Genomic DNA, 12,367 nt, shown 5'->3' with positions numbered 1-12,367 from the left:
GGAAGGAGTATTAAAACAATTCCAGCGTGATAAGTTTGTCGAGATGTTTATTAAATGCCGCATCGTCCATTTCAGGCATATTTAATACGGTGATCCCATCCAGGCCACAAACCAGCCCTATTAAACGCCACGCGATATTTTCCGCCCGATCGGTAAGCGTGAACGCGCTGGCATCAGCCCCGGCGCGGATAATCGCCACGGTTTCCTGATGCCACATCTCCATGGTGAGGACATAAGCCGCTTTGATCTCGGGATCACGGCTGGCGAGAATTTGGGCTTCCCGCCACAGTCGGATATAAGGCTCAAACTTACCATCGTCGCTGCCGAGCATGCTGTGCAACCGCTCTCGCCAGGTGGCACGTTCATCCGCCACGTCGGCATCTAATAGCTCGCGGATCAGGCGAACGAATGCCAGCGATTTTAACTCACCGCCGGAGGCAAAGTGGTGATGAACCTGCCCGGTCGCGACGCCCGCTTCAGTTGCAATGCGCCGCACCGTCATCGCCGCCAGCCCCTCGGCGAGCGCCACGCGCATGGCGGCCTGTAAGATTGCTTCCCGCCGTTCATCCTTGCTCAGATATCGCATGTTTACTCACTCTCAATGGGAATGAAACGAGTGTAACAAAAAGCTGGACACTCGTTCAACTTTACGTAGGATCGCATCCTGGACATGTGTCCATGTTTAAAATGAAAAGGAAATTTATGTTTCGTCAGTGGTTAGCGTTAGTGATTATCGTGCTGGTCTATATCCCGGTCGCGATCGACGCGACGGTGCTGCACGTGGCGGCGCCGACATTGAGCATGACGCTGGGTGCCAGCGGTAACGAATTGTTGTGGATCATTGATATTTACTCGCTGGTGATGGCGGGGATGGTGCTGCCGATGGGTGCCCTGGGTGACCGCATTGGCTTTAAACGCTTGCTGATGATCGGCAGCACGCTGTTTGGGGTGTCGTCCCTGGCGGCCGCGGTTGCACCGTCGGCAGGGTGGCTGATAGCGGCGCGCGCCTCGCTGGCGATCGGTGCGGCGATGATCATTCCGGCCACGCTGGCCGGGATCCGCACGCTGTTTACCGACGCGAAAGATCGTAATATCGCACTTGGCGTCTGGGCGGCCGTTGGCTCAGGTGGCGCGGCATTTGGTCCGCTGATTGGCGGTATGTTACTCGAGCATTTTTACTGGGGATCGGTGTTTTTAATCAACGTGCCGATTGTGCTGGTAGTGGTGTCGCTGGCCGCGCGTTTTGTGCCCCGTCAGCAGGGCCGACCGGAGCAGCCGCTGAATATCAGTCATGCCATCATGCTGATTGTGGCGATTTTGCTGCTGGTCTACAGTGCCAAAACCGCGCTCAAAGGCGTCCTGTCGCCGTGGCTGGTTGCCTCCGCGCTGGTGACCGGCTCGGTGCTGCTGTTTATCTTCGTGCGTATTCAGCTGCGCGCCCGCGTGCCGATGATCGATATGCGCCTGTTCTGCCATCGCATCATTCTGAGCGGCGTGGTAATGGCGATGACCGCCATGATTGCCCTGGTCGGGTTTGAGCTGCTGATGGCGCAGGAATTGCAATTCGTTCACGGCTTTACGCCATTTGAAGCGGGCATGTTTATGCTTCCGGTCATGGTAGCGAGCGGGTTTAGCGGGCCGATCGCCGGGGTACTGGTGGGGCGTCTTGGGCTGCGCATTGTCGCTGCGGGTGGCATGGGGCTCAGCGCGGTCAGTTTCATCGGCCTCTCGATGCTCGATTTCAGCACGCAGCAGTGGCAGGCGTGGAGCCTGATGGTGCTGTTGGGCTTCAGCGCCGCCAGCGCGCTGCTGGCCTCGACCTCCGCCATTATGGCTGCCGCGCCGAAGGAGAAAGCCGCTGCCGCAGGGGCGATTGAAACCATGTCCTATGAACTGGGCGCCGGGCTGGGGATCGCTATTTTTGGTCTGCTGTTGACCCGCAGCTTCTCGGCGTCCATTGACCTGCCGCAGGGGCTGAATGCCTCGCTCGTCGATAAAGCCTCGTCATCGATTGGTGAAGCGATGAAGGTGGCGCAGGATCTGACGCCGTCCCTCGCGGAGCCGGTGATTGAGGCGGCGAAAAGTGCGTTTATTACCTCCCACAGCGTGGCGCTGGGGAGTGCGGGCGGAATGCTGCTGTTACTGGCAGTGGGGATCTGGTTTAGCCTGGCGAAGGTGCCGAAGCCGTAAAACACGCCCGGTGGCGCTGCGCTTACCGGGCCTACGGGCGCGGTTGTCCGAGCCGCGCCACCCGGTTTATTTTTCCTGGGCCGCGGACAGGACGCTGTGCAACAGCACGTTCGCCCCTTTCTCCGACCACTCCGGCAGGATCCTTTCCGCTTCGTTATGGCTGATGCCCTTCACGCAGGGGATAAAAATCATGCTGGCAGGGGCAATCTTGCTGACATAGCAGGTGTCGTGTCCCGCGCCGGAGACCATCGGCTTCGACGAATAGCCCAGTTCCGCCACGGCCTTCTCCGTGCGGGCCAGACATTCGGCATCAAACGCGATGGGCGCGTAGTCAAAAATGCGCTCAACGACAGCCGCCACGCCGCGCAGGCTCAGGCTTTCAGCCACCTTATGCAGCGCCGCCTCCATGGCTTCCAGTGCCGTCAGCGCCGGATGGCGAAACTCCACGCTGCAGACCACCCGAGACGGCACGACGTTGCGCGAGTTTGGCGTAACCTGCGCCATACCGATGGTCGCACGTCCGTCCGGCGCGTGCCGATAGCCAATCTCCTCCACCTTCAGCGCCAGCTCCGAGAACGCGGTCAGCGCGTCGCGTCGGCTGTGCATCGGCGTGGTGCCCGCGTGGGCGGCAAACCCGTCCAGCGTCAGGGTAAACCAGCGCTGGCCCATTGCCGCGCGGACTAACCCGATATCCAGGGCTTCATCTTCCAGAATCGGGCCCTGTTCGATGTGCAGCTCGTAGCAGGCGTGAACCGGAAACGCGCGGGCAGGGGCTTCACCCCGGTAGCCGATGCTTTCCAGCGCTTCACCCACGCTGATACCGTCGCTATCCGCGCGGGAATGGGCGTACGCTTCGCTAAATTGCCCCGTCCAGACCCCTGAAGCGAGCATGGCTGGCGCAAAGCGCGCGCCTTCTTCGTTGGTCCAGTTGACCAGCACGATGTCACGCTCCGTCTCAAGGTGATGGTCATTGAGGGTGCGCAGCAGCTCCAGCCCGGCCAGCACGCCGTAAACGCCGTCGTAGTTCCCTCCCAGCGGCTGGGTATCCACGTGCGAACCGGTCATGACCGGCGCGAGTTGCGGGTTTTTCCCCGCGCGGCGGATAAACATATTGCCCATGCTGTCGACGTCACAGGTAAAACCGGCGTCCAGCGCCCAGTCGCGCAGCAGGTTACGCGCAATACGATCTTCCTCGCTCAGTGCCAGACGGGTGACGCCACCGGCGGGCGTGCCGCCGATCTGCGCCATCATCTCAAGCGTTGACCACAGCCGTTCGGCATTGACGCGGATCATGGCTTGTCCTTACCGCTGCGGTAGCGGAAATCACAGCACGCACCGCCCTGCATAATGGTCGTGGTGCGGGTTAGCTCTACGTCCGGCGCATAGCCAACGATGAATTTCTCATCGCGCGCGCAGGAGAGCAGATGACCAATCTCGCCCAGCCCCATCTCGTGGTACATCTCCGCGTAGCGACAGCGGGTTACGTTGTAGTTGTACTGCTGGTCGTCAGCGTCGATCACCTTCACGTCCAGGGCGTTATCTTTCTCCCACAGATACTGCAGGGCGATAAAGCTCTTGATGTTCGCGCCGTTGGGTTCTTTGCTGGCAAACCCTTTACCAGCATCAATCGCGGCCTGCTCAATGGCCTCGCCAATCACCGCCTGGGCGCGGGCTTTCCCTATCTCGCGCACCAGGATTTCATAAATTGGCTTAATAATTTCAGCTTCAATTTTGCGGCGGGCGAGAATGCCCAGCTCATTATTATCACTCATCACATTGCCTCGCTGCGTTACTTCGCTTTTGCGCCGCCCAGCACGGTCTGCGGCTGCCATTTGCCGTCGACAACCTTATAGACCGTGAACGACGGCGATTTCAGGTTGCCCTCTTTATCAAACGCGATCTGTCCGGTAACGCCGGAATAGCTGATGGCGCGCAGGGCAGGCAGATAGTCTGATGGCTCAACGGAGTCTGCTTTTTCCATCGCCGCAACCAGCACGCGGGTGGCGTCATAGGCGAACGGGGCGTGCAGTTCGATATGGGTGTGGTAGCGGGCCTGGTAGGCCTGTTCGAATGCCTTTCCACCCGGCATCTGGTCAACGGGCAGGCCCGGCTCCAGCGCCACAACGCCTTCGCCTTCTTTCTGCGCCAGCTTCAGGAACGTCTGGCTGACGAATCCGCCTGCGCCCATCAGCGTGGCATTCATGCCCAGCTGTTTAATGCGGCGAGCCAGCGGTGCGGCCTGGCTGTCGACGCCGCCGAAGAAGATCAGATCGGCGTTTTTACTGCGGATGGCGGTCAGCACGGCGCTGAAATCGACCGTTTTGTCATCCACATACTGACGGTCGACAATTTTCACGCCCTGGGCTTCCAGCGATTTAATAAACTGGTCTGCAAGCCCCTGACCGAAGGCGGTACGGTCGTCGATTACCGCAATGCGTTTGGCTTTCAGGGTGTTAACCGCATACTGACCGGCGAGCTGGCCGCCGTCATCGTCGTGTCCCATCACGCGGAAGCTGGTATCAAAACCTTGTTGCGTATAGGCGTGACCGGTCGCGACCGGTGCCACCTGGGCGATGCCCGCATCGTGATAGACGCGGGCCGCTGGAATGCTGGTGCCGGTGTTCCAGTGGCCGACCACGCCCGCCACATCGCTGTCCACCAGACGCTGCGCGACGGCTACGGCAGTGCGCGGGTCAGACTGATCGTCTTCGGACTGCAGTTTGAAGGTGACCGCTTTGCCGCCGATGGTCGGATGCTGCTTGTTAATGTCGTCAATGGCCAGCTGCGCGCCGTTCTCCAGATCTTTCCCGATACGTGCTGACGGGCCGGTGAGCGGGCCTGCCAGACCGATAACCACGGTTTCGCCGTCGGCGGCCCACGAGGACGTTGAGGCAAGACCGCCGAGCAGAATAGCGGCGCTGAGCGCACTGATTTTTACTGTTTTCATTGTATTTCCCTGATGTTGGCTGGTGTGGTTAAACGGGCATTTCGCCCAAATAAATGTGTGCAATCTGGTCGTCGTTAAGCAGTGCTGTCGATTCGCCATGATGAACAATGCTGCCGCTGTCCATCACCCACGCGCTGTCGGTCACTTCCAGCGCGAGCCGGGCGTTTTGTTCGATCAGCAGCAGGGCGACGCCGCGCTCGCGCAGCCCGGCAATAACGGCAAATATGTTCTCGACCATCTTCGGGGCAAGGCCCATCGACGGCTCGTCGAGGATCAGCAGGCGCGGGCGGCTGAGAAGGGCGCGGTTAAGGGCCAGCAGCTGTTGCTCGCCGCCGGACAGCAGTCCGGCAAGCTGATGCTGGCGCTCGCCCAGACGCGGGAAACGTTCGAAAATCTCGTTCATCTCGCGCTTAACGGTGACAGCGTCACGCCTTAGCCAGGCGCCCATCTGCAGGTTTTCCAGTACCGTCATGCGGGAGAAGATCCCGCGGCCCTCCGGAACCATGACCAGCCCGTCGCGAAGCAGGGTCTCCGGGCTCTGTTTACGGACCGGCCTACCGTTGAATTCAATACTGCCGCTAAAGCTTTCCAACCCGGTAATGGCGCGCACGGTGGAGCTTTTCCCCGCGCCGTTAGCGCCGATCAGCGTAGCCTGTTCGCCCTCGTGCAGGGTAAAGGAGACATCGCGTACGGCCTGAATGCCGCCGTAATGCACGTCCAGACGTTCTACCTTCAGTAATTCAGACATGGGCGTTACCTCCAAGCCAGGCGGCGATCACTGCCGGGTCGCGCCGCACGCTTTCCGGCGTACCGCTGGCGAGCGTTTTACCGTAATCAAGCACCGTCAGGCGATCGCAGATGCCCATCACCAGCTTGACGTCATGTTCAATCATCAGCAGAGTTTTGCCGTCATCGCGGATGCGGATGAGCAGCTCGCCGAGCGCCACTTTTTCCGCCGCGTTCATCCCTGCGGCGGGCTCGTCCAGCGCCAGCAGCATCGGATCCGTCGCCAGCGCGCGGGCGATTTCAAGGCGACGCTGATGACCATAGGCCAGATCGCAGGCGCGATAGTGGGCGAACTGCGCAATGCCGGTATAGTCCAGCCAGTGCCAGGCCAGCTCGCGGGTCTGCTTCTCTTCCTCGCGGGCGCGTTTATGGCGGCTCAGCGCGGCCCACAGGCCGTTACGGGTGCGCACGTGGCGGCCCACCATAACGTTTTCCAGCACCGACATCTCGTTGAAGAGGCGCACGTTCTGGAAGGTGCGGGCAATCCCGGCGGCGGTGACTTTCTCTATGTGTTTTGGGAAGTAGGGCTTATCGGCAATCGAAAACTCACCGCTGTCCGCCGGATAAAGCCCGGTGATCAGGTTAAAGCAGGTGGTTTTTCCCGCGCCGTTGGGGCCAATCAGCCCGTAGATTTCCCCTCTGTTCACGGTAATCGAAACGTCATCCACGGCAGTCAGCCCGCCGAAGCGTTTTGACATGTTGCGTACGGTTAACAGGCTCATGCCTTCACCTCCTTGTGGCGTACCGGCCAGAGGCCTGACGGGCGCACCAGCATGACCAGTACCAGTGCCAGACCGTAAAACAGCTGGCGCAGCACTTCCGGGTCAATCAGAACCGTACCGAACAGCGCCTGCTGAACCGGCGCTGCCTGGCTGCGCAGCAGTTCCGGCAGGGCGGTAAGCAGTACCGCGCCCAGGATCACGCCCGGTATGTGCCCCATACCGCCCAGCACCACCATCGCCAGTACGGCAATGGACTCCTGAAGCGTGAAGGATTCCGGGGAGACAAAGCCCTGAAACGCGCCGAAAAGCGCACCTGCTATGCCGCCAAAGGAAGCGCCCATCGCAAAGGCGAGCAGCTTATAGTTACGCACGTTGATGCCCATCGCGCGGGCCACATCTTCATCCTCACGGATGGCGTGCCAGGCGCGGCCAATACGGGAATGCTGCAGGCGCAGGCAGACAAAAATAATCGCTACAATCACCAGCATCAGCAGGTAGTACCACAGCCACAGGGCGGGCACTTTGAAACCAAACCAGTGGTAGACGCCGCTAAACTTCAGGCCGAACAGGTTCAGCGTATCTACCCCGGTAATGCCCTTTGCGCCGTTGGTGATGTTTACCGGACGGTCGAGGTTGCGCATCAGGATGCGGATAATTTCGCCAAAGCCGAGGGTCACTATCGCCAGGTAGTCCCCGCGCAGCTTCAGCGTGGGCGCACCGAGTAAAATCCCGCAGACTGCCGCCACGAGGGCCGCCAGCGGAATAATGAGCAGATACGAGGTGTGCAGCCCGTCCGGGAACCATACTGCGAGGATCGGAAACACCTCCAGCAGGTGTGGAGAAGCCATCAGTGCGGCGAGGTAGGCGCCGACGGCGTAAAAGGCGATAAAGCCCATGTCCAGCAGGCCGGTATAGCCGACCACAATATTGAGCCCGAGCGCCAGCATGATGTAGAGCAGGGCGAAGTCGATAACGCGCACCCAGTAGTTGCCGCCGAGCTGCGTGGCCACCACGGGCGCTATCAGCAGCGCGAGGCAGAACAGGCTCATGCCTGACCAGAATTTGCGCGTCGCCGCCGGGGCCTGAATTTGAAGTGTTGTCATGGTATTCCTTACGCCCTGTGCGCTACGCGCTCGCCCAGCAGGCCAGCCGGACGGAAGACCAGCACCAGGATCAGCACCATAAAGGCAAAGACATCCTGATAGTTGCTGCCAAATACACCGTGGGTCAGTTCACCCAGGTAGCCTGCGCCCAGCGCTTCGATAATGCCGAGCAGGATGCCGCCAATCATGGCACCCCGAATGTTACCAATGCCCCCCAGCACTGCGGCGGTAAAGGCCTTGATCCCGGGTAAAAAGCCCATCGAGAAGCTGGCGTTACCGTAGTTGCTGGCCATCATTACGCCTGCCAGCGCGGCAAACGCCCCGCCAATCGCAAACGTCAGGGTAATAATGGCGTTTGGGTTAACCCCCATCAGCGTGGCCACGCGCGGATTTTCCGCCACGGCGCGCATGCCGCGCCCCAGGCGGGTGTATTCCACCAGCAGCCAGAGCCCGGTCATCACCGCCAGCGCCAGCGCCACGGTGACAATACCGGTAACGGTCACGATGGCGGGCGGGTGCATTTCACTGCCTGACGTCACGGTAATCGGATCCATGGGCAGGATCTGCGGGAACATCAGCGGGTTGCGCGTCCAGATAATCATCGCCACGGTTTGCAGCAGGACGGATACGCCGATACCCGAGATCAGCGGCGCCAGGCGCGGAGCGTTGCGCAGTCGACGGTAGGCAAATCGCTCCACGGCCATGGCCAGCAGGGCGCACACGACCATGGCAATCATCAGGGCAACGCCGAGCTGCAACAGCAGCGGCATATGCGGGAAGGTGCTATTCAGGGCGTTAATGGCGGAGAGCGTGGTGAGCGCGCCAACCATCAGAATATCCCCGTGGGCAAAGTTAATAATGCGCAAAATGCCATACACCATGGTATAGCCCAGCGCGATCAGCGCGTAGATGCTTCCCAGCATCACACCGTTGATCAGTTGTTGTATGAGTGTATCCAACGTTTGTACCCGCAAAGTGCTCGTTCTGCGGCTACCATCCAATAAATGAATTAAATTGTAAAATACACATCTATTATTTCTTATGATAAATAAATATTGTTTTATGTTTATGATTTAAATGAAAATAGTTAAAGCCTGCTTTTGGGTGAAAAGCCTAAAGAAATCAACATATGAATAAAACAGAACAATTGGCGAGCCTGACGGCGTTTGCAGAGAGCCGCCTGGCAAACGATCCGCCGCTTCGGGCCGTTCGTGCATTCGAGGCCATCGCCAGGCTGGGGAGCGTCACGCTGGCCGCGCAGGAGCTGGATATCTCTCCGTCGGCCGTCAGTCATCAGCTCAAGGTGCTCGAAGGATACCTGCAAATGCCGCTCACGGAACGTCAGGGACGCAGGCTGGTGCTGAGCCAGCACGGGCGGGAATATTACCGCTCGATCCGTGCGGCCTTTAACGTGTTGCGCCAGGCGACGGAGCACCTGGCGGAGCAGGCGCAAACGCGTCAGGTCACCATCAGCCTGATTCCGCTTTTTGGTATGGGTTGGTTTATCCCGCGCTTGCCTGCGTTCATGCGCGCCAATCCGCAAACCGAGATCAACGTGGTGTATGCCAATCACCGTAACTATCTGAGCGACGCGTCGGATATGTCGATTCGTTTTGGTAACGGGCAGTGGGCGGGGTATCAGAGTGAAAAGCTGATTTCCGGCCAGATGGTGCCGGTGTGCAGCCGCGCGTTTTTGCGCGTTCATGGCCATATCGACACGCCTGAACAGCTGCTGCAAATGCCGCTGCTGCACGATGAAGAGCGTACGAGCTGGACGCAGTGGTTTTTGTTGCAGGGGGTAAAACGTCCACTCCGGCGCAGCGGCCCGCTGTTTGAAGACGGGCTATTGACGCTGGCGGGCGTTCAGGCAGGGCTGGGATGTGCGCTCATGCGTGAGCCGCTGATTGCGCCATATCTTGAGAGCGGCGAGCTGGTCAAGATATTTGACTTACCGATTGATGACGGGCGCGATTATTACCTCTGCGTGCGTTCAGATTCAGAGATGACCGAAGACGGCAAGCTGCTGCAAACCTGGCTGCGTCGGGCGGCAGGCGGGGAGTTGTCTGTCGGGTAAAAGCGGAAGATAAAAAAAGCCAGCGTGTTACGCTGGCTTTTGTACTGACAAATCTTAGAACTGGTAGGTCAGACCCAGCGCCACGATGTTGTCGGTACCGATACCTGCCTGGCGAGTGAACTGGTTGTCGTCGAGCAGGTTGATTTTGTAATCCACGTAGGTGGACATGTTTTTGTTAAAATAATAGGTCGTGCCAACATCGATGTATTTAACCAGATCCTGGTCGCCGAAGTTCTCGATGTCTTTGCCTTTAGACTGCAGGTAAGCGATGGATGGACGCAGGCCAAAGTCGAACTGATACTGAGCCACAACTTCGAAGTTTTGCGCCTTGTTTGCAAAGCCGTAGATGTCGCTGCGGTTACCGTTAGAGGTGCCGAAACGGGTTGCGTTATAGGTCTGAGAGTACTGCGCCGCGAGGTAAACGTTGTTCGCGTCGTACTTCACGCCGCCGCTGTACACTTCAGCGCGGTCGCCTTCACCGTATACGCCAGCTGCATTCTGGTCAGCGGTACGACGGGAAGAGGACATTGCACCACCGACGCTGAAGCCTTCACCCAGATCGTAAGTCAGAGACGCGCCGTAGCCGTCGCCGTTCTGGTTCAGCAGGCTGCGGCCGTTAGTGTTTTCACCGCTTACGCTGCCATTTTTACCCTGGTACTGCAGGGCAAAGTTCAGGCCGTCAACCAGACCGAAGAAGTCCTGGTTACGGTAAGTTGCCACGCCGTTTGCACGAGACTGCAGGAAGTTGTCGGCACCGTAGGTGTCACCGCCGAATTCTGGCAGAACGTCGGTCCAGGAGGTCACGTCGTAAATCACGCCGTAGTTACGGCCGTAATCGAATGAACCGGCTTCAGCGAACTTCAGACCTGCGAAGGCCACACGGGTCCAGGACTGGTTGTCGCCTTCGTCCTTGTTACCCTGAATCTGGTATTCCCACTGGCCGTAACCGGACAGCTGGTCGTTAACCTGGGTTTCACCCTTGAAGCCGATACGCATGTAGGTTTTATCACCGTCTGCGCCTGCGTCATCAGAGAAATAGTGCAGACCTGTCACTTTACCGTACAGATCCAGCTTGTTACCGTCTTTGTTATAAATCTCAGCTGCGTTTACAACGCCTGCTGCCAACATGGAAGTGACTGCCACTGCAACTAATTTAAGTTTCATCTTAAATATTCCTTATAATTTTTTTCAGTATTTCCTGAACCATCGCGAACGATTTCTAAACGAGGCTGTTCGTCAACGGCGTGCTATTTTTAAAAATCTTGTAGTTGTCTTTCAATAATAAGTTTCAAAATATGAGTAATAATTTCATTTAGTGTGATCGAGATCGGGTTAATGACGCCTGAATAAAATGTTGTGGCGATTATTTAATCAGTATGAGTTTATTTTTTTGGCAACCATGATGGCGAATATTATTGCATTTCGTGTTATTAAGAGCGGTAATATTCGCAGGGAAGTAGTTACGCAGCGGTGTCAGGTTATGTCAATTTGATGCCGGGGGAATTGACGAAGGAAGCTAATATAAACAGAACATCAACAAATGCACTAATGTTCTGATTAATATATTACGATGTGATCACATATTAAATTTATGTTAATTTTTATGCCGGATTTAATCGAACCCGGCATAAATCTGAACCCTATTTTCGTGTAGCGTACCAGCAGAGCAATGACCCGGCGCAGACCATCAGTGCGCCCTGCCAGAACGAAAAAGAGAGGGGTGAGCTTAGCAGCACGGCTGCAAGCGCGGCGGAGAGCACGGGAGTAAAATAGGATACGGCAGCCAGCACCGTGACGTTACCGTGCAGAATGCCAATATTCCATGCCGCATAGCCAAACCCAAGCGCAATGCCGCACATAACGAGCTTCACGATAACCGGAAAGCTGAACACCATTTCTGGCTGATCGCTAATGGTATATTTCACCCACAGGCTCAGCGCAGTGAGCAAAACAAAGAGGGTAATACCGTTTTGCCCTTTGGCAAATTTGGCGGTTACGGTGCAGTAGGCGGCCCAGATAAATGCTCCGGCAAAGGCAAGCGTATAGCTAAGGGGATTAGAGACGATATTGCGGATTATTTCATCAATGTGTAATCCTTGCTCACCTCCTAATACCCAACACACGCCGAGCAGAGCGATAGCTAAACCGGGGACGACCCACAGCGTTGATTTCTGTCCGTTGAATAAAATAGCAAAGACGATCGTCAGGCTCGGCCAGAGATAATTAACCATACCGACTTCTATGGCCTGCGCTCGCGTGGCGGCATAGCCTAACGACAGCGCCAGACAAATTTCGTAACTGACAAACAGTACGCTGCCTGCAATAAGATACCCGGGTGAAAAACGTTTAATATCAGGAAATCCTACCGTTACCAGGCACAATAACCCACTGAGGGTGTAAATCATCGCCGCGCCGCCGACGGGCCCCAGCCCCTCGCTTACGCTGCGAATCAGGCCCACCATTGTGCTCCATAGCAGTATCGCCGCCAGCCCCGTGAGCGTTGCTCTCTTTCTGTCCATTACGTTTTCATCGCTAATAAAATCAA

12 protein-coding genes are annotated in these 12,367 nt (G+C 57.5%); 2 read left to right on the top strand and 10 right to left on the bottom strand.

Annotated elements, in window-relative coordinates; translation table 11 throughout:
- Positions 1 to 10: 10 nt before the first annotated feature.
- Positions 11 to 586, bottom strand: coding sequence for a TetR family transcriptional regulator (locus tag IB212_RS11705; protein WP_041909823.1), 576 nt, complete (start codon positions 584 to 586; stop codon positions 11 to 13).
- A gap of 116 nt (positions 587 to 702) precedes the next feature.
- Here IB212_RS11705 and IB212_RS11700 point away from each other — a divergent pair, with 116 nt between their 5' ends.
- Positions 703 to 2,190 (top strand): MFS transporter, encoded by a 1,488-nt coding sequence (locus tag IB212_RS11700; protein WP_041912007.1) that lies wholly within the window; start codon positions 703 to 705, stop codon positions 2,188 to 2,190.
- 66 nt (positions 2,191 to 2,256) lie between these two features.
- Here the strand turns inward: IB212_RS11700 and IB212_RS11695 are convergent, their stop codons facing one another.
- Genes IB212_RS11695 through IB212_RS11665 form a run of 7 tightly spaced genes read right to left on the bottom strand, consistent with a single transcriptional unit; the run spans position 2,257 to position 8,707 of the window.
- On the bottom strand, positions 2,257 to 3,483 hold the full coding sequence (locus tag IB212_RS11695; protein ID WP_041909825.1) for a Zn-dependent hydrolase: 1,227 nt from the start codon (positions 3,481 to 3,483) through the stop codon (positions 2,257 to 2,259).
- Positions 3,480 to 3,962, bottom strand: a complete 483-nt coding sequence (locus IB212_RS11690; protein WP_028013263.1) for an L-2-amino-thiazoline-4-carboxylic acid hydrolase — start codon at positions 3,960 to 3,962, stop codon at positions 3,480 to 3,482. The genes IB212_RS11695 and IB212_RS11690 overlap by 4 nt, the downstream gene beginning before the upstream one ends.
- A gap of 17 nt (positions 3,963 to 3,979) precedes the next feature.
- Positions 3,980 to 5,137: a branched-chain amino acid ABC transporter substrate-binding protein gene (locus IB212_RS11685; RefSeq protein ID WP_041909827.1), complete on the bottom strand. Its 1,158-nt coding sequence runs from the start codon at positions 5,135 to 5,137 to the stop codon at positions 3,980 to 3,982.
- A gap of 28 nt (positions 5,138 to 5,165) precedes the next feature.
- Positions 5,166 to 5,885 (bottom strand): ABC transporter ATP-binding protein, encoded by a 720-nt coding sequence (locus IB212_RS11680; protein WP_188245596.1) that lies wholly within the window; start codon positions 5,883 to 5,885, stop codon positions 5,166 to 5,168.
- A complete protein-coding gene (locus IB212_RS11675; protein ID WP_041909831.1) occupies positions 5,878 to 6,645 on the bottom strand; it encodes an ABC transporter ATP-binding protein in 768 nt (255 codons plus the stop codon). The genes IB212_RS11680 and IB212_RS11675 overlap by 8 nt, the downstream gene beginning before the upstream one ends.
- The gene (locus IB212_RS11670; protein ID WP_041909833.1) at positions 6,642 to 7,748 is read right to left on the bottom strand and encodes a branched-chain amino acid ABC transporter permease; all 1,107 of its coding nucleotides are present in this window, start codon (positions 7,746 to 7,748) and stop codon (positions 6,642 to 6,644) included. The genes IB212_RS11675 and IB212_RS11670 overlap by 4 nt, the downstream gene beginning before the upstream one ends.
- Positions 7,749 to 7,756: 8 nt before the next feature.
- Entirely contained in the window at positions 7,757 to 8,707 is a 951-nt protein-coding gene (locus IB212_RS11665; protein ID WP_045630467.1) for a branched-chain amino acid ABC transporter permease, read from the bottom strand.
- Positions 8,708 to 8,877: 170 nt separating this feature from the next.
- Between IB212_RS11665 and IB212_RS11660 the strand changes: the two genes are divergently transcribed.
- On the top strand, positions 8,878 to 9,822 hold the full coding sequence (locus IB212_RS11660; protein WP_028013257.1) for a LysR substrate-binding domain-containing protein: 945 nt from the start codon (positions 8,878 to 8,880) through the stop codon (positions 9,820 to 9,822).
- Positions 9,823 to 9,876: 54 nt separating this feature from the next.
- Here IB212_RS11660 and IB212_RS11655 read toward each other — a convergent pair whose 3' ends face one another.
- Together IB212_RS11655 and yddG are read right to left on the bottom strand one after the other, a co-directional pair.
- On the bottom strand, positions 9,877 to 10,986 hold the full coding sequence (locus IB212_RS11655) for a porin OmpC (RefSeq protein WP_028013256.1): 1,110 nt from the start codon (positions 10,984 to 10,986) through the stop codon (positions 9,877 to 9,879).
- A gap of 476 nt (positions 10,987 to 11,462) precedes the next feature.
- Entirely contained in the window at positions 11,463 to 12,341 is an 879-nt protein-coding gene (gene yddG / locus IB212_RS11650; protein ID WP_059354900.1) for an aromatic amino acid DMT transporter YddG, read from the bottom strand.
- Between the last annotated feature and the right edge of the window lie 26 nt (positions 12,342 to 12,367).

Source organism: Enterobacter sp. E12, assembly GCF_014596715.2.
Classification (GTDB): Bacteria; Pseudomonadota; Gammaproteobacteria; order Enterobacterales; family Enterobacteriaceae; genus Enterobacter; species Enterobacter bugandensis.
Note: the sequence above shows the minus strand (reverse complement) of the source record. Positions and strands in the feature narration are given on the sequence as shown.

Excerpts from the sequence above, each read along its gene's own strand:
- IB212_RS11685 (WP_041909827.1), bottom strand. The coding sequence starts at position 5,137 with ATGAAAACAGTAAAAATCAGTGCGCTCAGCGCCGCTATTCTGCTCGGC.
- IB212_RS11700 (WP_041912007.1), top strand. The coding sequence starts at position 703 with ATGTTTCGTCAGTGGTTAGCGTTAGTGATTATCGTGCTGGTCTATATC.
- IB212_RS11680 (WP_188245596.1), bottom strand. The coding sequence starts at position 5,885 with ATGTCTGAATTACTGAAGGTAGAACGTCTGGACGTGCATTACGGCGGC.
- IB212_RS11695 (WP_041909825.1), bottom strand. The coding sequence starts at position 3,483 with ATGATCCGCGTCAATGCCGAACGGCTGTGGTCAACGCTTGAGATGATG.
- IB212_RS11690 (WP_028013263.1), bottom strand. The coding sequence starts at position 3,962 with ATGAGTGATAATAATGAGCTGGGCATTCTCGCCCGCCGCAAAATTGAA.
- IB212_RS11675 (WP_041909831.1), bottom strand. The coding sequence starts at position 6,645 with ATGAGCCTGTTAACCGTACGCAACATGTCAAAACGCTTCGGCGGGCTG.
- IB212_RS11660 (WP_028013257.1), top strand. The coding sequence starts at position 8,878 with ATGAATAAAACAGAACAATTGGCGAGCCTGACGGCGTTTGCAGAGAGC.
- IB212_RS11655 (WP_028013256.1), bottom strand. The coding sequence starts at position 10,986 with ATGAAACTTAAATTAGTTGCAGTGGCAGTCACTTCCATGTTGGCAGCA.
- IB212_RS11670 (WP_041909833.1), bottom strand. The coding sequence starts at position 7,748 with ATGACAACACTTCAAATTCAGGCCCCGGCGGCGACGCGCAAATTCTGG.
- yddG (WP_059354900.1), bottom strand. The coding sequence starts at position 12,341 with ATGGACAGAAAGAGAGCAACGCTCACGGGGCTGGCGGCGATACTGCTA.
- IB212_RS11705 (WP_041909823.1), bottom strand. The coding sequence starts at position 586 with ATGCGATATCTGAGCAAGGATGAACGGCGGGAAGCAATCTTACAGGCC.